20 protein-coding genes are annotated in these 19,421 nt (G+C 65.6%); 14 read left to right on the top strand and 6 right to left on the bottom strand.

What is annotated here, in order from left to right:
* On the bottom strand, nucleotides 1-279 hold a 279-nt coding region (locus tag JSE7799_RS08030; protein WP_222101723.1), incomplete at its 3' end, for a transposase.
* A 567-nt stretch (nucleotides 280-846) separates the two neighbouring features.
* Here JSE7799_RS08030 and JSE7799_RS08025 point away from each other — a divergent pair.
* The 9 genes from JSE7799_RS08025 to JSE7799_RS07980 all read left to right on the top strand — a co-directional run bounded on the left by JSE7799_RS08025 (nucleotide 847) and on the right by JSE7799_RS07980 (nucleotide 8,550).
* On the top strand, nucleotides 847-1,407 hold the full coding sequence (locus JSE7799_RS08025; RefSeq protein WP_055663148.1) for a NifU family protein: 561 nt from the start codon (nucleotides 847-849) through the stop codon (nucleotides 1,405-1,407).
* Nucleotides 1,408-1,409: 2 nt separating this feature from the next.
* Nucleotides 1,410-2,036 (top strand): tRNA (adenosine(37)-N6)-threonylcarbamoyltransferase complex dimerization subunit type 1 TsaB, encoded by a 627-nt coding sequence (tsaB, locus tag JSE7799_RS08020; RefSeq protein ID WP_055663149.1) that lies wholly within the window; start codon nucleotides 1,410-1,412, stop codon nucleotides 2,034-2,036.
* Complete coding sequence (locus JSE7799_RS08015; protein WP_055663147.1) at nucleotides 2,033-2,428, top strand: GNAT family N-acetyltransferase; 396 nt, start codon at nucleotides 2,033-2,035, stop codon at nucleotides 2,426-2,428. The genes tsaB and JSE7799_RS08015 overlap by 4 nt, the downstream gene beginning before the upstream one ends.
* Nucleotides 2,429-2,546: 118 nt before the next feature.
* On the top strand, nucleotides 2,547-3,554 hold the full coding sequence (locus JSE7799_RS08010; protein ID WP_055663146.1) for a BMP family lipoprotein: 1,008 nt from the start codon (nucleotides 2,547-2,549) through the stop codon (nucleotides 3,552-3,554).
* On the top strand, nucleotides 3,554-3,913 hold the full coding sequence (locus tag JSE7799_RS08005; protein WP_055663145.1) for a hypothetical protein: 360 nt from the start codon (nucleotides 3,554-3,556) through the stop codon (nucleotides 3,911-3,913). The genes JSE7799_RS08010 and JSE7799_RS08005 overlap by 1 nt, the downstream gene beginning before the upstream one ends.
* Nucleotides 3,910-5,466: an ABC transporter ATP-binding protein gene (locus JSE7799_RS08000; protein ID WP_055663144.1), complete on the top strand. Its 1,557-nt coding sequence runs from the start codon at nucleotides 3,910-3,912 to the stop codon at nucleotides 5,464-5,466. The genes JSE7799_RS08005 and JSE7799_RS08000 overlap by 4 nt, the downstream gene beginning before the upstream one ends.
* Entirely contained in the window at nucleotides 5,463-6,626 is a 1,164-nt protein-coding gene (locus JSE7799_RS07995) for an ABC transporter permease (RefSeq protein WP_055663143.1), read from the top strand. Before JSE7799_RS08000 ends, JSE7799_RS07995 begins: the two co-directional genes overlap by 4 nt.
* Nucleotides 6,627-6,806: 180 nt before the next feature.
* The gene (locus JSE7799_RS07985; protein ID WP_055663141.1) at nucleotides 6,807-7,772 is read left to right on the top strand and encodes an ABC transporter permease; all 966 of its coding nucleotides are present in this window, start codon (nucleotides 6,807-6,809) and stop codon (nucleotides 7,770-7,772) included.
* Nucleotides 7,756-8,550 carry a purine-nucleoside phosphorylase gene (locus tag JSE7799_RS07980; protein WP_055663140.1) on the top strand — a complete coding sequence of 265 codons (795 nt, stop codon included), beginning with the start codon at nucleotides 7,756-7,758 and terminating at the stop codon, nucleotides 8,548-8,550. Before JSE7799_RS07985 ends, JSE7799_RS07980 begins: the two co-directional genes overlap by 17 nt.
* A 4-nt stretch (nucleotides 8,551-8,554) precedes the next feature.
* Here the strand turns inward: JSE7799_RS07980 and JSE7799_RS07975 are convergent, their stop codons facing one another.
* Nucleotides 8,555-10,117, bottom strand: coding sequence for a GMC family oxidoreductase (locus tag JSE7799_RS07975; protein ID WP_055663139.1), 1,563 nt, complete (start codon nucleotides 10,115-10,117; stop codon nucleotides 8,555-8,557).
* 139 nt (nucleotides 10,118-10,256) lie between these two features.
* Here JSE7799_RS07975 and JSE7799_RS07970 point away from each other — a divergent pair, with 139 nt between their 5' ends.
* Nucleotides 10,257-11,180 (top strand): sulfite exporter TauE/SafE family protein, encoded by a 924-nt coding sequence (locus tag JSE7799_RS07970; protein WP_055663138.1) that lies wholly within the window; start codon nucleotides 10,257-10,259, stop codon nucleotides 11,178-11,180.
* On the top strand, nucleotides 11,177-11,932 hold the full coding sequence (locus JSE7799_RS07965) for a TIGR02186 family protein (protein ID WP_055663137.1): 756 nt from the start codon (nucleotides 11,177-11,179) through the stop codon (nucleotides 11,930-11,932). The genes JSE7799_RS07970 and JSE7799_RS07965 overlap by 4 nt, the downstream gene beginning before the upstream one ends.
* Before the next feature lie 31 nt (nucleotides 11,933-11,963).
* On the opposite strand, the gene JSE7799_RS07960 is transcribed toward JSE7799_RS07965, so the two are convergent.
* The 3 genes from JSE7799_RS07960 to JSE7799_RS07950 all read right to left on the bottom strand — a co-directional run bounded on the left by JSE7799_RS07960 (nucleotide 11,964) and on the right by JSE7799_RS07950 (nucleotide 15,669).
* Nucleotides 11,964-13,490: an ATP-dependent DNA helicase gene (locus JSE7799_RS07960; protein ID WP_055663136.1), complete on the bottom strand. Its 1,527-nt coding sequence runs from the start codon at nucleotides 13,488-13,490 to the stop codon at nucleotides 11,964-11,966.
* 19 nt (nucleotides 13,491-13,509) lie between these two features.
* On the bottom strand, nucleotides 13,510-14,139 hold the full coding sequence (locus JSE7799_RS07955) for an acyl-homoserine-lactone synthase (protein WP_055663135.1): 630 nt from the start codon (nucleotides 14,137-14,139) through the stop codon (nucleotides 13,510-13,512).
* A gap of 159 nt (nucleotides 14,140-14,298) precedes the next feature.
* Nucleotides 14,299-15,669, bottom strand: a complete 1,371-nt coding sequence (locus JSE7799_RS07950) for a 1-acyl-sn-glycerol-3-phosphate acyltransferase (protein ID WP_055663134.1) — start codon at nucleotides 15,667-15,669, stop codon at nucleotides 14,299-14,301.
* A 117-nt stretch (nucleotides 15,670-15,786) separates the two neighbouring features.
* On the opposite strand from JSE7799_RS07950, the gene JSE7799_RS07945 reads away from it, so the two are divergent.
* From JSE7799_RS07945 to deoD, 3 genes are all read left to right on the top strand, one after another.
* Nucleotides 15,787-16,725, top strand: a complete 939-nt coding sequence (locus JSE7799_RS07945) for an alpha/beta fold hydrolase (protein WP_055663133.1) — start codon at nucleotides 15,787-15,789, stop codon at nucleotides 16,723-16,725.
* Between the two features lie 130 nt (nucleotides 16,726-16,855).
* Entirely contained in the window at nucleotides 16,856-17,194 is a 339-nt protein-coding gene (locus tag JSE7799_RS07940; protein WP_055663132.1) for an H-NS histone family protein, read from the top strand.
* Nucleotides 17,195-17,262: 68 nt separating this feature from the next.
* A complete protein-coding gene (gene deoD, locus JSE7799_RS07935; protein ID WP_055663131.1) occupies nucleotides 17,263-17,970 on the top strand; it encodes a purine-nucleoside phosphorylase in 708 nt (235 codons plus the stop codon).
* A 42-nt stretch (nucleotides 17,971-18,012) separates the two neighbouring features.
* Here the strand turns inward: deoD and JSE7799_RS07930 are convergent, their stop codons facing one another.
* Nucleotides 18,013-19,191, bottom strand: a complete 1,179-nt coding sequence (locus JSE7799_RS07930; RefSeq protein ID WP_055663130.1) for a type III PLP-dependent enzyme — start codon at nucleotides 19,189-19,191, stop codon at nucleotides 18,013-18,015.
* Between the last annotated feature and the right edge of the window lie 230 nt (nucleotides 19,192-19,421).

Genomic DNA, 19,421 nt, shown 5'->3' with positions numbered 1-19,421 from the left:
GGATTGCGGATAGAACGGCTCTTCCCCATGCCCGGCAGTCTTGGGCACCTGCACGCTCACCGTGCCCGCAGGCGTGTCGATCCGCTTGGGTTTGTAGCCGTTGGCATAGCCGTGACGCTCGGGCGTGCGCTCATAATGGCTCGCGCCGAGAAACCGCTCCCGTTCGATCTGCATCGCCAGCTCGAAAGCCCGCGCGAACACCGATGCGATCTCGCCGGGCCCGTGCTCGATCAACTGTTCCAAGACCGCCTCAAGCGCCGTATCCTTCCGCCTGTTCATTCGTTCTTCTCCATGGTTGTGTTGCAACTCCATGGAATATCAGAATGGGCAGCTCGTGCTGAAGGGCGCCCCAGCACGAGCTCACGCCCCGCGTCTCAAGCGAATTTCCAGACCTGAGGGTACAGTACCATACGTCTTACGGGATCCGCGCCGCTTGACCGCGCCGAGGCCAAAAACCTGTTCATCAGCTTTGATACTCCGGAGAGCAGGAGCGCCGAGACACTGCCACCTACCACCGGGTCCGGCATGTGGCGGTCTCGCAAGGTCCCGAGTCTTCGCCTCTGCAATCGACGCGTCGGTCACGCCTTTTGACATCCGACACGGACTACCCCTGTTCCGCGCCCATTGAGCAGGAACTTGGCAGGACAAGATGTCGGCGGGCGCAGTTCGAATTCTCTTGAGACTCATCCTCCCCAGCGCTCCCTCCTCCGCAGGAACATCCACCGCTTGCCAAACCTCGGCATGTCGGACCAAAGTAATCCACGCTCGACTTTAGAATCGTTCCAGAAACATTGACACGGTCGCCCAGAGCACGCACATAGGGGCTCTGACCCCGGAGGTGCGCCCATGTTCATCCAGACCGAAACGACGCCAAACCCCGCCACGCTGAAGTTTCTGCCTGGCCAGACTGTGCTCGACGCGGGCACGGCGGATTTCCCCACCGCCGACACCGGCGCGAAGTCTCCGCTCGCGCGGCGTCTCTTCGCAATTCCGGGTGTGACGGCCGTATTCTTCGGCAACGACTTCGTCACCGTCACCAAGGATGACGGGACCGAATGGGACCACGTCAAACCGGCCATCCTCGGCGCGATCATGGAGCACTTCCAGTCCGGCGAGCCGGTCATGGAAGGCGAGGCGCAGACCCAGCATGCCGCCAATCACGACGAGGCCGACGCCGCCGTTGTGGGCCAGATCACCGAGCTTCTGGACACGCGGGTTCGTCCCGCCGTCGCTCAGGACGGGGGCGACATCACCTTCCACGGCTTCGACCGCGGGGTCGTCTACCTGCAGATGAAGGGCGCCTGCGCCGGCTGCCCGTCCTCGACGATGACGCTGAAGATGGGAATTGAGAACCTGCTGCGCCATTACATCCCCGAGGTGGTCGAGGTCCGCCCTGTCGGTCTGTGACCGTGGCGGCATCTGATCGGCTCACCTTGGGCTTCGATACGTCGGCCGCGCATTGCGCGGCCGCTCTTGTGTCGGGCGACCGGGTTCTGGTCCAGCGTCTCGAGCCGATGACGAAGGGGCAGGCCGAAAGGTTGATGCCGCTGCTCGAAGACGTTCTGGCGGAGGCGGGTGTGACCTGGGGCCAGCTTGCCGCCTTGGGGGTGGGGACGGGTCCGGGCAATTTCACCGGCATCCGCATCGCCGTGGCCGCCGCGCGCGGCCTGGCCCTCGGGTTGAGCATACCGTCAGAAGGGGTGAGCCTGCCGGAGGCCTATGCGGACGGCCGCGATGCGGTTGTCTGCCTTCACGCGCCCCGGGGGCAGGTTCATTTCGCGCGCGGCGACGACATCCGTCTCGGCGCACCCGATCTGTTACCCGATGATTGGATGGCACCGTTGACGGGTCCGGCGGCCGAGACGGTCGCCGCGGCCACAGGCCGGCAGACGATCCCCGCCCCCGATCTTGCCCCCGCCATCGCGCGCATCGCGGCGCGGCATGCCGCGCCCGGCCGCCCCCGCCCTGCGCCGCTCTATCTGCGTGCCGCCGATGCCGCTCCGGCCGCCGACTCGCCGCCCAAGATCCTGCCGTGACGCCCGAAGCTCTGGCGCGACTTCATGCGACAAGCTTCACGGGCGCCGCGCGGTGGTCGGAGGCCGGCTTCGCTGCGCTTCTCTCCGACCCGGCAACGTTCCTGAACGCGACGCCAAACGGGGCGATTCTCGGGCGCGTTACCCTTGACGAGGCGGAGCTTCTGACGCTGATCGTCCACCCCGATCATCGCGGGCGCGGATGCGGACGCACACTTCTTGCCGCATTCGAGACGGCGGCGTGCGCCAACGGTGCCCGAGAAGCTTTTCTGGAGGTGGCCGAGGACAACCAGCCTGCCCGCGCGCTCTATGCCTCCTCCGGCTGGCATGCGGCCGGTCGCCGGCCCGGCTACTATGCGGGCAAGGACGCCCTGATCCTGCGCAAGACGCTGTGACGACAGGTCAGGGCATCGGGAACGGTTGACCTTCGCATACGCCTGCGGCCTTATCTCTGCCATCAAACGCGGTCGGACGGGTCGATGCCCGAACCGGACCGCATCACGGGAGAGAGCCATGACCATCACCAGAACCCTCATGGGCGCCGCCGCGACGCTCGCGTTGAGCGCGGGCCTCGCCGCCGCGCAGGATTCCGAGCCGGGGCTGATCATCGACCTCGGCGGCAAGTTCGACAAGTCCTTCAACGAAAGCGCCTATGTCGGTGCGCAGCGCTGGGTCGAGGATACGGGCGGCGAATATGCCGAAATCGAACTCGCCAACGAGGCGCAGCGCGAGCAGACCATGCGCCGCATGGCCGAGCGGGGCGCGAACCCGGTCGTCGTGCTGGGCTTCGCCAATGCCTCCACGCTCGAGGCCGTGGCTCCCGATTATCCCGAAACCGATTTCGTGATCGTCGACATGGTGGTCGAGCAGCCGAACGTGAAGTCGGTCGTCTTCTCCGAGCACGAAGGCTCCTACCTCGTGGGCATGATGGCGGGCATGGCGTCCGAGACAGGTACCGTGTCGTTTATCGGCGGCATGGACGTGCCGCTCATCTCCAAGTTCGCCTGCGGCTATGCCCAAGGCGTCAAGGCGGTGAACCCCGACGCCAATGTCATCGTCAACATGACCGGCACGACCCCGGCCGCCTGGAACGACCCGGTCAAGGGTGCCGAACTGACCCGCTCGCAGATCAGCCAGGGCTCCGACGTGGTCTTCGCGGCCGCGGGTGGCACCGGGATCGGGGTACTGCAGGCCGCCGCCGACGAAGGCATCCTGTCGATCGGCGTCGACAGCAACCAGAACCACCTGCATCCGGGCTCCGTCCTGACCTCCATGGTCAAGCGCGTGGACAACGCCGTCTACGACGCCTTCACCGCCAGCGCGGCGGGCGAACTCGAGACCGGCATCACCGTGATGGGCCTCGAGAACGAGGGCGTGGCGTACGCGATGGACGAGAACAACGCCGATCTCATCACCGAAGAGATGATCGCCGTCGTCGAAGAAGCGAGCGATGCGATCGTGGCGGGCGAGATTCAGGTCCACGACTATCTGTCCGACAATTCCTGCCCGGTGGATCTCTGATGGCGGACGGCGCGGGCGAAATGCTGCTCAAGCTGCTGTCGGCTTGGAACGAAGCCGATGCAGAGGCTCGCGTGGCAATTCTGAACGAGGCCCTCGGGGCCTCGTTCACCTATGAAGATCCCAACGCGCCCAGTCCCTTCGATGGCGCGGACGGCATGGCGGATTTCCTCACGATCTTCCGGCAGAACCTGCCGAATGCCGTGCTGCTGCCGATCGGTGCGCCGCAGGTCACGCATGCGACCGCGATGACCCGCGCCCGGCTCGACCGCGACGGCACTCCCTTCGCCATGCTGACCTTCGTCGGCACCGCCGGGCCGGACGGTCTGTCGCGCGTAACCGGCTTCGTGGAGAGCGAATGACCGCGGCCGGGACGCCCCCCGATCCGGACCTCGCGATCGAATTGCGCGGCATCTCCAAATCGTTCGGACCGGTCCGGGCGAACAAGGATATCGCACTGCGGGTCCGGCGCGGCACGATCCACGGCATCATCGGCGAGAACGGCGCGGGCAAGTCGACGCTGATGTCGATTCTCTACGGGTTCTACAAGGCCGATGCCGGCGAGATCATGATCGGCGGCAAGCGGACCGAGATCCCCGACAGTCAGGCCGCCATCGACGCGGGCATCGGCATGGTCTTCCAGCATTTCAAGCTGGTGGAAAATTTCACGGTGCTCGAAAACGTCGTTCTGGGCGCCGAGGAGGGCCGCCTGCTGCGTCCGTCGCTGGCCAAGGCGCGCAAATTGCTGCGCCAGCTTGCCGACGATTACGAGATGGACGTCGATCCCGAAGCGGTGATCGAGGATCTCGGCGTGGGCCAGCAGCAGCGCGTGGAGATCCTCAAGGCCCTCTACCGCGAGGCCGACATCCTGATCCTCGACGAGCCGACGGGCGTTCTCACCCCCGCCGAGGCGGACCATCTGTTCCGGATCCTCCGCGGTCTGCGCGACGAGGGGAAGACGATCATTCTGATCACCCACAAGCTGCGCGAGGTCATGGAGATCACCGATACCGTCTCGGTGATGCGCCGCGGCGAAATGACGGCCACGGTTCAAACCGCCGACACCTCACCGGAAGAGTTGGCCGAACTGATGGTCGGCCGCAAGGTCCTTCTGCGCGTCGACAAGGCGCCCGCGCGCCCCGGCAAGGCGGTGCTGGAAGTCAAGAACCTGCGCGTGACCGACGTGCAGGGCGTCGAGCGGCTCAAGGGCATCGACCTGCGGATCCATGCCGGCGAAATCCTCGGCGTGGCCGGCGTCGCGGGCAACGGCCAATCCGAGCTTCTGGAGGTTCTTGGCGGCTATGCGAACGGCACCGGAACGATCCGGTTGAACGATCAGACGATCGACCTGACCGGCACGGCCTCCGACGCCCGCACGCGGCGCGCGCGCGGCATTGCTCACGTCCCCGAAGACCGCCAGCGCGAGGGCCTGATCATGGATTACCGCGCATGGGAAAATGTCGGCTTCGGCTATCACCACGACGCGCGGTTCAATTCGGGCATCTTCATGGACAACGCCGCGCTCAGGGCCGACTGCGCCGCCAAGATGGAGCGGTTCGACGTCCGTCCGCCCGATCCGAACCTCGCGGCCAAGAACTTCTCCGGCGGCAATCAGCAGAAGATCGTGCTCGCCCGCGAGATCGAGCGGAACCCCGACCTGCTGCTGATCGGGCAGCCGACGCGCGGCGTGGACATCGGTGCGATCGAGTTCATCCACGAGCAGATCGTCGCGCTGCGCGATCAGGGCAAGGCGATCCTGCTCGTCTCGGTCGAGCTCGACGAGATCATGGCCCTCTCGGACCGCATCGCCGTCATGTTCGACGGCCGCATCATAGGGGAGCGCCTGCCGTCGGAAACCGATCAGGGCGAACTGGGCCTCCTGATGGCGGGAATGACCGGCGAGGCGGCCGCATGACCGACAGTGTCATGCCGAAATGGGCCGATGTGGCCCTCGTGCCGTTCATCAACCTCGCGCTGGCGCTGTTCGTGTCGGGCATCGTCGTCGCACTTATCGGAAAGGATCCGTTCGAGGCGCTCTACATCCTCGTCAACGGGTCGGTGGGCTCGGCCTATGGCTGGGGTTACACGCTGTTCTACACGACGAATTTCATCTTCACCGGCCTTGGTGTCGCGGTCGCGTTCCACGCGCGGCTGTTCAATATCGGCGGCGAGGGACAGGCGGCCCTGGGCGGCCTCGGCGTCGCGCTCGTGCTGCTCTACGTGCCGTGGCCGCATTGGACGATCGCCATGCTGGCGGCGAGCGTGGGGGCGGCGTTCTTCGGTGCGGCCTGGGCCGCGATCCCCGCCTACCTGCAGGCCACACGCGGCAGCCACATCGTCATCACGACGATCATGTTCAACTTCATCGCCTCGGCGCTCATGGTGTACCTTCTGTCGCGCGTGCTCCTGGTGCCCGGCGCCGGCGGCTCGCCCGAGACGGCACGCTTCGCCGAGGCCGTGCACCTGCCCAGCGCCTACGAAATCGCGCCGTGGCTGGGGTTCAGCCGCTCCACGCCTCTCAACGTGTCGTTCTTCCTCGCCATCGCGGCCTGCATCTTCGTCTGGCTGCTGATCTGGCGCACCCGTCTGGGCTACGAGATCCGCGCCTTCGGCCATTCGGAGCCGGCGGCGCTCTATGCCGGCATCTCTCCCACGCGGATCACCATGGTCTCGATGCTGCTCTCCGGCGGCCTGATCGGCTTGATGGCGGTCAACGCCGTGATGGGCGAGGCCGAGCGTCTGGTGATCGACCCGGTACAGGGTGCGGGCTTCGTCGGTATCGCGGTGGCGCTGATGGGCCGCTCCCACCCGGTCGGCGTCTTCCTCGCCGCATTGCTGTTCGGCGCGCTCTATCAGGGCGGAGGTGAGCTGACCTTCGAGGTGAACGGCATGACGCGGGAAATCATCCTCGTGATCCAGGCTTTGGTGATCCTCTTCACCGGGGCGCTCGACAACATGGTGCGGAGCCCGATCGAGAACCTCTTCGCCACCACCCGTCGCCGTCCTGCCTCCCCCGAGCCGACAACCCCGCTGGAGCCGGGCGGCCACCCCGAGCGTGGCAAGGCCGAGCCGTGAACGATCTTTCCCCCTTCCGGCCAAACGTCGCCGTCGCCTGTCCGATCCTTGGCATGGCAATCTCGTTCGGGTGCCAGAAAGACCGCATTTTGCTTTCCGCCGCGGCACGGATGACGCCTTCGCGCTCCGGCGGCTGGACACGGACCGCGCGCGGCAACTTCGCGACCGAAAGGACCTGACATGGATTTCCTCGGCATCATTCAGATCCTCGACTCCGCGCTGCGCCTCGCCACGCCGCTCCTCTTCGCCTGCCTTGCCGGTCTGTTCTCGGAGCGGGCGGGCATCTTCGACATCGGGCTGGAGGGCAAGATCCTCGCCTCCGCCTTCCTGTCGGCCGCCTTCGCCTTCTATACCGGGAATGTCTGGCTGGGTCTCCTCGCGGGTATCGTCGCGTCGCTGATGCTTTCGGCGATCCACGGCCTCGCCTCCATCACCTTCCGCGGCAATCAGCTGATCTCCGGGGTCGCGATCAACTTCCTCGCCTCCGGCATCACCGTCGTGGTCGGAGAGGCGTGGTTCGGGCTGGGCGGTCGGACTCCGTCACTGATGGGCGGCGCGCGGTTCGCCGAAATCACCCTGCCCTTCGCCGACGCCATACGCGGCATGCCTGTGATCGGTCCGATCTACTCCGATCTGCTCTCGGGGCATTCAATCCTGGTCTATTTCGGCCTGCTCTGTGTCCCCCTGACGTGGTGGGTCCTCTACCGCACGCGCTTCGGCCTGCGCCTGCGGGCGGTTGGCGAGAATCCGGCAGCGGTCGACACGGCAGGCGTCTCCGTCGTGGGCCTACGCTATGCGGCGGTGATGATCTGCGGGGTTCTCTGCGGCTTTGCGGGCGCCTATCTCGCCACCGCGCTCTCGGCGGGCTTCGTCAAGGAGATGTCCGCAGGCCGCGGCTTCATCGCATTGGCGGCCCTGATCTTTGCGAAATGGCGTCCGTGGTACGCATTGGGCGCGACTTTCCTGTTCGGATTGCTGGACGCCTTCGGCAACCGCTATCAATCGCTCGACCTGTTCGGCGTCGATATTCCGACGCAGTTCATGCAGGCCCTGCCCTACATCCTGACGGTGGTGATCCTTGCGGGCTTCGTCGGCCGTGCGATCCCGCCCCGCGCCGGAGGAAAGCCCTATGTCAAAGAACGCTGATCTCGTCGCGCGCATCCGTAACCGCGCGGGAAGCGAGCCGCCGCAATACGGCCTGATCCTCGGCTCCGGTCTGGCCGCGCTGGCCGATCGGGTCGACGGCGTGGCGATTCCCTACGACGATCTGCCCGGATTCCCCCATGCCGGCGTCTCCGGCCATGCTCCGAAACTGGTTCTGGGCCAGCTTGGCGGCACACGTGTCGCGGTGTTCGGCGGGCGGTCGCACTATTACGAAAGCGGGCGGGCCGATGCGATGCGCCTGCCGCTGGAGGTACTGGCCGATCTGGGGGCCGAGGCTCTGATCGCCACCAACGCCGCCGGCTCCCTGCGCGCCGACATGCCGACGGGGTCGCTGATGCTGCTGTCGGACCATATCAACTTCTCCGGTCTCAACCCGCTGATCGGTGAGCCGTCCGAGCGCCGTTTCGTGCCGATGGGCGACGCTTACGATCCGGCCCTGCGGCAGGGTCTCGGCGAGGCCGCCGCCGCCGAGGAGGTGGAGCTGAACGAGGGCGTCTATGCGTGGTATTCCGGCCCGTCCTTCGAGACGCCCGCCGAGATCCGCGCGATCCGAACCCTCGGCGCCGACGCCGTCGGCATGTCCACCGTGCCGGAGATCATCCTCGCCCGCTTCCTCGGGCTGAGGGCCGCGGCGATCTCGACGATCACCAACATGGCCGCCGGTCTGTCGGACGAGGCGATCAGCCACGAGCACACGAAGGCGATGGCACCTTTTGGGGCGGCCAAGCTGGAGCGGGTGCTGACGCGGTTCCTCGCCTGACCGGCTAGCGAACCGCCCGCATCCGCCGCGCGATCCGCTCGGCCATCATCACGACCGGGGCATTCGTGTTGCCGCCGACGATCAGCGGCATGAGCGACGCATCGACCACACGCAGGCCCTCCAGCCCGACCACGCGGCCCTCTCCATCGGTCACGTCGCCGATCGCGGCCGTGCCGACGGGATGGTAAATCGTCTCCGCCCGCGCACGGATTTCGGCCTCCCACTCGGCATCGGTCTCCGGCACCGCTTCGGGCCGGTGCCAGCGCAGGCGGATGTCGTCGAAGGCGGCCTGTGACAGGATCTCCGCCGCCATGCGTGCGCCCGCGATCAGCGGAAGAATATCCGCCTCCACCGACAGATAGCGCGGGTCGATCACGGGTTTCGCCTCCGGGTCGCTCGAGGCCAGCCGGATTGTGCCCCGCGACTTCGGGTAAAGGGCACAGGCATGCAGCGACACGCCCGTACGGCCCCAGTTGCGCGTCTGGCCGTGGTTTTCGCCCAAGGCCGGCAGGAAGTGGAACTGGATGTCTGGTTTCGACAGATCCGGGCGCGACCGCGCGAAGCCACAACCCTCGGCAAGGTTGGAGGCCAGCAGACCGGTCCGTCCCCGGAGCCAGGCCCAAGGCGCGGCCAGCGCCTGCGCGATAAAGCCGGGCGCATAGCCGATGGCGCTGCCGGGACGGGTCAGGATCATGCAGCCGATGTCGAGATGGTCCTGAAGGTTCGCGCCGACACCCGGCACGTCCCGCACCAATCCGATCCCGTGCTCACGCAGATGGCTCGCCGGGCCCACACCCGACAGCATCAGCATCTGCGGCGTCTTGACCGCTCCCGCACTCAGGATCACCTCGCGAACCGCGGTGATCTCGGTTCCGTCCACAAGCACCACGCCCGCGGCACGTGATCCGTCGAACAGGATCCGCGCAACCTGCGCACCAGTCCGCACGTTCAGGTTCGGCCGCGCCAGAACCGCACGCGAAAGATAGGCCCGCGCGACGGAGCACCTCAGCCCGCGATGCGTCGTCGTATCGAACCGACCGATGCCGTCATGATCGGGCGCGGCAAAATCAACGACCGGCCGGTGCCCGGCCTGCACACCCGCCTCAAGGAACCGCGCCGTGGCCGGATGATGCCAGACGGGCCGAGTGACGCGCAGCGGGCCCGCATCGCCATGCCATTGCGACCGTCCCTCCGAATGGGTTTCGGCCGCCTTGAAGAGATGCAGCGCCTCGGCCCCGCTCCAACCATGACCCCAAGCATCGTAATCGCTGAGGTCGGCGCGCGCGTAACACATCGCGTTGATCCCCGAGGAGCCGCCCAGAACCCGACCCCGGGGCCAGCGAAGGCGCCGCCCGTTAAGCGCCTGTTGCGCAACGGTCGAGAAATCCCAATCCGCCACCCGGTTTCCGAGCGCCTCGGCCAGCCCTGCAGGAACCTGCAACAGCGGGTTGCGCCCACGCGCGCCCGCCTCCAGCAGCAGGACCGTCACCCCCGGATCCTCCGACAGCCGCGCCGCCATCACGCAACCCGCCGTGCCGCCGCCGGCGATCACATAATCCACCTGCATGTCCACCTCCCGCCCCCTCGACGACAGGATGCGCGGCCCGGCCCGCTCCGACAAGCGCGGGCTGGATCTTGCACGAGGGTTTGACACGGGCGCGTGTGACGGCCACGACGGAGTTGTTCACATAACGAGGTTTGCGCCCATGCAGATCTACCTGCCGATCGCCGAGGTTTCGGTGAACGCCTTCCTGCTTCTCGGACTGGGCGGTCTGGTCGGCGTGCTGTCGGGCATGTTCGGCGTCGGCGGCGGGTTCCTGATGACGCCGCTTCTGTTCATGATCGGCATCCCGCCGGCCGTGGCCGTCGCGACCGAGGCCAACCAGATCGTCGCCTCGTCCTTCTCGGGCGTGCTGGCGCATCTGCGGCGCCGGACGGTGGACCTGCGAATGGGGGTCGTGCTGCTGATCGGCGGCCTCGTGGGGGCGGCGCTCGGCGTGCAGGTCTTTGCCATCCTGCGCGATGCGGGTCAGGTCGATCTGCTGGTGCGGCTGTGCTACGTCATCTTTCTCGGCGTGATCGGCGGCCTGATGTTCATCGAGAGCCTCGGCGCGATCCGGCGCTCGCGCGCGACCGGCCCGGTTCAGCGGACCCAGCGGCGGCAGCGCGGCTGGATCCACGCCCTGCCGCTGAAAATGAAGTTCCGGACCTCGGGCCTCTATATTTCGGTCATTCCGCCCCTGTTCGTCGGTCTGTTCGTCGGCATCCTCGCCGCGATCATGGGCGTGGGTGGCGGGTTCATCATGGTGCCCGCCATGATCTACCTTCTGGGAATGCCCACGAAGGTCGTGGTCGGCACGTCGCTGTTCCAGATCATCTTCGTCACGGGCTTTGCCACGCTGCTGCATGCGACGACAAATTACACGGTGGACATGATGCTGGCCGTGCTCTTGCTGGTGGGCGGGGTGATCGGGGCGCAGGTCGGCGCGCGGCTTGGGACGCGGCTGAAGGCGGAGCAGCTGCGCATTCTGCTCGCGCTCATGGTGCTGGTGGTCTGCGGCAAACTCGCGCTCGACCTGCTCTTGCAGCCGGCGGAGCTTTATTCGGTCGATGTGGACGGGCACGGATGATCCGCGCGGCGCTTCTCCTGCTGGCGCTCGCCCTGCCCGCGCAGGCCGAGGACATCGTGGCCGATCTGAGCCAGGACCGTATCTCCATCTCCACGAGTTTCAGCGGCTCCGAGATCCTCGTCTACGGCGCCATAAGGCGCGAGGCGCCGATCCCCGAGAACAGCGATCTCGCCGTGATCGTCACCGTGGCCGGTCCCCGCGAGGACGTGACCGTTCGGCGCAAGGAGCGGCGCTTCGGCATCTGGGTGAATACCGATGCGGCCGAGGTGCGTCGGGCGCCCAGTTTCTATGCCGTCGCCTCCTCCGCCCCGCTGGACCGTGCGCTGAGCCGGGATGCCGATCTTCGGTACGGGATCACGACGCCGCGTGCGCTCGGGGGGCCCGGATTGGGTCGGATGATCGGCGGCGATTTCGAGTTTCTGGAGGCGCTGATCCGCGTCAACACCGCCACCGGAGTTTACGGAGAAGCGGAACAGGCGGTGGAGATACGGGGGCAGACGCTGTTCTCGACGACGATCGAGCTTCCTTCGAATCTTACCGAGGGCAATTACGACACCCGCATCTTCCTGACCCGCGACGGAGACGTGATCGACAGCTTCTACACCTCGATCTTCGTCCAAAAGGTCGGGTTGGAGCGGTGGATCTACACGCTCGCTCATGAGTGGCCATTGATCTACGGCATCCTGTCGCTGGCCATCGCGATCGTTGCGGGTTGGGGCGCCTCCGCTTTGTTCCGCTGGATCCGGGTCTGAGGATCGGCGGACCGCGACGCGGGTGGATCGATCAGTCCGCGTCGGAGGTGCTCTCCAGGGACAAGGGCGCCGGCTCCGCCTTCAGGTCCGACGTATCGAGCGTTCCGACCGGACGCGCCAATGCGTAGCGTTTCACCCAGATCATCCGCGTCACCGCCCGCGTAATCGCCACGTAGGCCAGCCGTTTCCACAATTGCTGCCCCGCCTCGACCCGCCCCGCGCGCGAGGCGGCATAGAGGTCGGGCGCGAATACCTGCACGGTATCCCACTGCGACCCCTGAGCCTTGTGGATCGTGACGGCCGCACCGTGGAGGAAGGCCGCACCCATATGCGCGGCGAAGGGCAGGAAGGGCTCCTCCTCGTCCGGGTGCTCGATCTTGACGATGGACGATACCGAAAGCTCCGGCTCGGGCGCGCCGAGGACGTGAAGCTTGGAGAAGCCGGGCTTGCGTCCGGGTCCGAGGTAGACGACCTGTGCCCCCTTGATGAGCCCGCGCGCCTCGAGGTCGATGCGGCGCTTGCGATGCTTGAGCGGCAATTCGAGCCCGTCGCAGATCAGCGGCTCACCCGGAAGAAGATGCGTGTCATCCGCGCCATGCGCGCCGCGAAAGGCCCGGATCAGGCGGATGCGCGTCGCGTTGCGCCAGACGAGAACCGGAGACCGGGCCATCAGATCGCTGTCGACGCGGGCGGCCATCTGAACGCGGTCGTCGCGCGCCGCGGCTTCCGAAACCATCTCCTCGAATTCCTGAAAGCCCAGAGCCGGATCGCCGAGCGCATGGGCGAGGTCGAGGATCGGGTTGCCCGCCTCCTGCCGGTGGACGCGGTCCAGATGCAGATGGTCGTCGCCCGAAAAGCGGTCGAAGACCATCCGCCCCGACTGGTTCACGGGCGCAAGTTGCGCGGGATCGCCGAACAGGATCAGGGTGGGGAAGATCTCGCGCAGATCCTCGTATTGCTTGTCGTCGAGCATCGAGGACTCGTCCACGAAGCCGATGTCGAGCGGCGCATCCCGGCGCTTCCACCCGGTGATGAAGTCCGAACCCCGCAGCCCCGCGGCCGCCAGTGCGCCGGGCACGGACGAGGTTTCGTCATAGACCCGTTTGGCACGGTCGAGCGCCTCGTCGCTCAGCGCTTCGATGGTCGGCCGGTCGGCATCGCCTGCCAGCCATTCGGCGATGCGCTCGTATTCGGGGTCGTAGACGGGCGTGTAGATGATGCGGTGGATCGTCGTGGCCGGAACGCCGCGCGCGCGCAGAACGGACGCCGCCTTGTTCGTCGGCGCCAGAACGGCCAGCGTCCTGCGGTCGCGCCGCTTGCGCTCGTAATCGCCGGAGACGAGGTCGAGGCCGGCATCCCGAAGCGACTTCACCAGTTCCGCAAGCAGGAGCGTCTTGCCCGATCCCGCCTTGCCCGTGACGGCGAGGACGCGGCTTTCCTCGTCCTCGCGCGGGGCGGCGATGCCGTCGGAAAGATTCACGCCGCTTTCCGAAAGGATCTCGGCGATGCGATCCCAAGCCTGGGCCTGGTCGGCGGAGAGAAGGGGGGCTTCGGACATCGCCCCCCTTCTGGACCCATCAGGCGCCGATCGGAAGAGCAACCGTCCGCTCCAGGTCGGCAAGCGCCGTCTCGCACCAATGGCGCGACAGGCGCGGGTGCAGACCGGCCGCTTCGCAGAGCTTATCCTGGACATCGCGCGACAGCTGCCAAATGCCCGCCGAAATGCCGTCTTGGCTTCCGAGAACCTCGGGCTCCCAGCCGAGGCGGCGATAGACGCGGACCATCGGCCGGTCGAACACCCCGACGGAATGGCTGAACCCCATCGTGAGGCCGAGTTCCTGCGCGCCGACAAGCATCAGGCGCGCCACATCCGCGCCCGCGCCGGGCGAAAGGCAGAAACGGGTGCATTCCCAGATCAGGGGCGACCGGATTGTGCGGCCACCTTTGAGATGCGGAAAGATCTCGTCGAGCATGGTGCGCCCGGTCGTCGGCAGAAAGCGCATCGACCCGGCGTGGCGACCGGCTGCATCCTCAGCGATGACATATATCGGGTCGAGTACGTCGTATTGGTCCGTCTCCCATCCAAGCGCATCGACTTTCACATCCCACTTCATCCTGTCGCGGAATTGCGTGGCGCGATCGACGAACATGGAAGCGGCGAGGTCGGCATGACGATGCAGAGCGGAACCGTGAAGATAGCGAATCATGTGGATGTCCTCCTGAAGGTTTGAAACAGCAGGACGTTCGCCTTGATTCGGTTAATGAAAGGTTTCCTCGGGTTAATTCTTCCTTAACAAAGTGCTGTGACGTTACGGAATGGCGCGAAATTGCCACTCCAGCGATCTGTGCCCTCGGAATTCAGCGCGTCATGAGCGCTCGGAGAGGTCCTGTGGCAAGGTCCGGGCGTAATATTCCACGACCGGTAGCCAGGTCGCCGATACCGCAATGTCGTCGCCGTCGAGGCTGAGCGCGCGTCGCACCTCCAGCATTCGCAGCGCGACGACGGCCGCATGCCGCGCATTGCGCGTCGTGAAATGCTGCGGATGATTCCTGTTCGCGCGCCAGTGACGCATCCGGCGCTCGAGGTGGCCGGCAACGGCCGGCACGTCCCGCGCCCCCTGCACCAGCGCCTCGCAGACAAGCGGAAGCGGCAGGACCGGCAGCACTTCTTCAATGCGCTCCATCAAGGCGTCGCCGAGAGCGGCCGCGGGATCGGCATCGTCTCGTGCCAGAAATCGGTGAAGCGAGAGGGGACGACCGAAGGATACGGCAGCGTAGCCGAAGCGCGTGAAACGGCCCGTCAGTCGGAGTTGCAGATGCCGCCAGAGATACCGCGCCACCATCCACCAGCGAAGCCGGAACGAGTGGCCGGAGGCCTTGTCGGCGGCGATCAGGACGCGATCCTCAAGCACGCGTTCGTAGTTCAGCGCGACGGGAACGAAGACGACATCGCGCGCCGCCTCAAGATCATGACCGGCGAGGATATAGCTGAGGATGCCGAGCTTGGGCGGCTGGAACTTGCCGTCCCGGCTGAGCCGTCCTTCCGGAAAGACCGCCTGCGTCACCCCGTTTTCGGTGGCGATCTGAACGTAGCGCGCCAGCACCCGGCGGTAGAGCGGATTGAGATCCCGCCGGCGCACGAAATATCCACCCATGGCGCGGATCAGCGGTCGCAGCGGCCAGCGCCGCGCCCATTCGCCCACGGCATAGGCAAGCGCCGTCTGCCGCGCAGCCAGCCACGTGACGAGGACGTAATCCATGTTGGAGCGGTGGTTGAGTACGAAGACCACCGTGGCTTTGGGATCGATCCCCGACAGCGCCGCATCCTCTCCCGTCACGCGCACACGATAAAGCGACCGAGACAGCCAGCGCGCCAGACGCGTCGCCACCCCGAAATAAAGCAACGCCGAAAAGGACGGAACAATTTCACGCGCATATCGCCGTGCCGCCTCATAGGCGACTTCCGCCGGAATTCCGTGGGCCGCCGCGTGGTCGATAACCGCCTGCGCCACATGCGGGTCGTGGACAAGCCGGTCGATCGTATCCGTCCTGCGGGCAAGCTTGAATGGCTCGATCGGGCGTTTGAGCCGTGTATTAAGTTCCGCAACGAGCCGCTCCGCCCAGCGCCGGAAAAACCAGCGGACCGACGGAAACAGGAAATGCGATGCGAAGGTGACGGCCGCGAATGCGACAAGAAGCAGGAGTGCCCAGAGCGGAAGCTCGATAGTTCGGAACATGTTCCGCACAGTGCCGCCGAAGCGCCTGCGCGTCCATAGCGGAGGGCCTTACAGGAACCTTATAGACCTCAAGTCGATTGAGAGACATCGCACGTCCTCAAAGACGAAGGTAAGCTGATGAATTCTCTCCCGACCCGAGCCGCAATTGCGGCCCTTGTCCTCGCCGCCATGCCTGCCCAGGCGCAGACGCAGACGCAAATTCCGAGCGTTTCGGACTTGCCCGCCCCGTCGGAGCGAGAGGGAATGACCCTCGAACGGGCCGGTGCGGAAATCTTCTTCAACGTCAGCGGCCCGGATGACGGCGAAGGAACGGATACGATCGTGCTGCTGCATGGCTATCCGCTGTCGGGCGCGCTGTTCTCGCGCGTCGTCGGAACGCTCGATGACACGCACCGTGTCGTGACAATCGACCACCGTGGCTATGGCAATTCCACCATCCCTTATCCGGTCGCCGCGCCAGGCGTCTATGCCGAGGATGCGCTGGCCGTTCTGGACGAAATTGGCGTGGACGAGGCGTTCGTCGGCGGCATGTCGATGGGCGGGCCAATCATGTTTCGCATGTACGAAATACGCCCGGATCTGTTTCGCGGAATGATCGCCATCGATACGAACCACATGGCGGCGGGCCCGATCGAGCGGGGCATCTGGCGCGGTGCGGAAGATGCGCTTCTGACAGAGGAGGATGTCTCGGCAATCATTCCCTTCCTGATCCCGAACATGCTGACCGGACGGGCACGCACGGGGGATGAGGCGGTTGCCGAAGATTACCTGACTACGGTCATGGAACAGGCGAGCCTCGATGGCGCAATTGGCGGGGCGCGGGCTTTGGCGAACCGCCCCGACTTTACCGAGACGCTGCGCGATAGCGATGTGCCGCTCTTGGCAATCGTCGGATTGGAAGACACCGTTTATCCCGTGGCGATCAGCCAGGTGATGGTGGACCTTGTCGCGAACGGCGAAATCGCCGTAATCGACGGCGCCAGCCATGCAGCCGTCTTTGAGGAGGCCGAAGCAGTCGTGTCCGTAATGACAGACTGGATGGAGAACATAGAATAAGCAGATTCGGGAAAAGCAGGAGGAAAGTGCGGACGATTGTCACTTTTCTCCAACCCGCGCTTGCAATCTTGTGCGATTGCAGATTCCAAGCTAAAGGGACCGCAGGTGATTTACATTACGGGATGAACGCATGGCACAGCTGGAAACGATGAACATGGAAGATCTGGCGAAGGCGCGGGCGGAAACCGAAGCCCAGCTTGCGCAGATCAAGAAGGCCGAAGCCGAATATGAAGGCCGCAAGCTTCAGGAATTGAAGGCTGAGATCGAGGCAATGGTTGCAAGGGCCGGCTACTCTCTGGCCGATATCTTCGATGGAAAGTCCGCGAAGAAAGGCGGAAAAGCCAAGCAGCCGCCGAAATACCGCCACCCGGAGAACAAGACGATCACGTGGTCCGGTCGCGGACGTCAGCCGGAATGGTTCAAGGATGCGCTCAACAGCGGCAAGACGCGCGAAGACCTGTCCATCTAGACGATCGGGCAATTCCGACGCATGAAGGGGCGCAATCTGCGCCCCTTTGTCATTTCCGGAGACCGCACATGACCCCCCATATCCGCGCCGAAAAGGATCAGATCGCCGAAACCGTCTTGATGCCCGGCGATCCGCTCCGCGCCAAGTGGGCGGCGGAAACGTTCCTCGATGGTGCGGAGCTGGTAAACGATGTTCGCGGGATGCTTGGCTTCACCGGCGAATGGCGCGGAAACCGCGTGACGATCCATGGTTCGGGCATGGGAATGCCCAGCTTGTCGATCTACGCGAACGAACTGATTTCGCGCTACGGAGCCAAAACACTCATCCGCATCGGATCCTGCGGCGCGATGCAGGAACATGTGAAGATACGCGACGTGGTTCTGGCCATGACGGCGACATCCGTGTCGACACCATCCCGCGCAATCTTGCGTGAACTGAACTTCGCCCCCTGCGCGGACTGGGACCTGCTGAAAGCGGCGGAGGCGGCAGCCCGCGGACGAAAGGACGCACAGATCCATGTCGGCGGAATTTACTCCTCGGACGTGTTCTATGACGAACGGCCGGACCTGAACGAGCAGTTGACGCGCCACAACGTGTTGGCCGTCGAGATGGAGGCGGCGGAACTGTATCTGCTGGCGGCCCGCCATCGCTGCCGGGCGCTGGCGGTCCTGACGGTGAGCGACCATCTGGTGACGCACGAAGCGCTATCGGCTGACATGCGCCAATCGTCGTTTGGCGATATGGTTGCAATTGCGCTGGAGGCAGCCTTCGCCTGAGGCGACCCGCCCGAAGGGAGCGGGCCGGGCCGCCTCAGGCGGTCAGATCACGCGCGTGTCGAGCGGCGGAAAGCCATTGAACCCGACCGAGGAATAGGTTGAGGTGTAGGCCCCGCAGTTCCGGATCACGACCTTGTCCCCGCCGCAGAGCGACAGGGGAAGCTGCACGGGCCGCTTCTCGTAGAGAACGTCGGCACTGTCGCAGGACGGCCCGGCGAGGACACAGGGACCCGCCTGCTCTCCGTCACGGGCGGTCGCGAACTGGTAGCGGATCGCCTCGCCCTCGGTTTCGGCCAGCCCCGAGAAACGGCCGATGTCGAGGTAAACCCAGCGGTGCAGGTCGGCATCCGACTTGCGCGAGACAAGCAGAACCTCGGCGGCGATAGCACCCGCCTCGGCCACAAGGCCCCGGCCCGGCTCGGCCATGATCTCCGGCACGTCGCCGAAACGCTCGGCGATCAGGTCCATCACCGCCGCGGCATAGGCGGTCGGGTGCTGGATATCCTCGCCGTAGAAGGCCGGGAACCCGCCACCGATGTTCAGAAGCTGAAGGTCAAAACCCGCCTCACCGGCGCGCCGCCAAATGGCCGCGACCTGATCGAGAGTGCCGGTCCACATCCGCGCCTCGCGCGTCTGGGAGCCGACGTGGAAGCTGAGCCCGTGAGGCACCAGCCCGAGGTCGCGCGCACAACCGAGCAGCGACAGAACCTTGTCGCAGGCACAGCCGAACTTGCGCGACAGCGGCCAATCGGCCTCCGGGTTGTCGACGATGACACGAATGTAGACGCGCGCGCCGGGGGCGTTGGCGGCAATCTTCTCCAGCTCTTCCTCCGCATCGGCCGCGAAAAGCGTGATACCCGCTTCATGGGCGAAGCGTATGTCGGAGGCGCGCTTGATCGTGTTGCCGAAGGAGACGTGCTCCGGGCTGGCGCCGTGACCGAGAACCAGCTCGATCTCACCACGCGACGCCGCGTCAAAGCCCGAACCGAGCGCGACGAGGCGCGCGACGATCGCATCGTGCGGGTTGGCCTTCACGGCATAATGCATGTGCGCGCGACCCAAGCCGGCCCGCAGGGCACGGAACTGCCGCTCCACCGCATCCACGTCGATAACGAGGGTCGGGCGGTCGAAATCGTGTGCGGCGATATAGGCCTCAACCCGCGAGGGGGCGGCAGCTTCGGGCGTGGAAACGGTGCGGCCGAGGCCGGTTACTGCATTCATGGGTCATCTCCTATAGACCCGGCCATTCCGGTTTTTCCGGCAAAGACCGCTCAGTTCCAAGGGAGACGTTACCGTCGCTGCGTAACCGTGCATAAGCCGTGCCAGAGGCGCGTGCGTTGGCGTCTATGGAGCCGCAAATGGGGCCAATCGCTTGGCCGGTCAAGACGGAATTTTCCCAAATTTCCGACCGTCTCCGGGTGTGGCGGGAACGCATCGGAACTCCTGCACGA

The sequence above is a fragment of the Jannaschia seosinensis genome, from assembly GCF_001408515.1.
In the GTDB taxonomy this organism is placed as follows: Bacteria; Pseudomonadota; Alphaproteobacteria; order Rhodobacterales; family Rhodobacteraceae; genus Jannaschia; species Jannaschia seosinensis.
The sequence above is the reverse complement of the archived record's forward strand: the minus strand, read 5'-3'. Positions and strand labels throughout refer to the sequence as shown.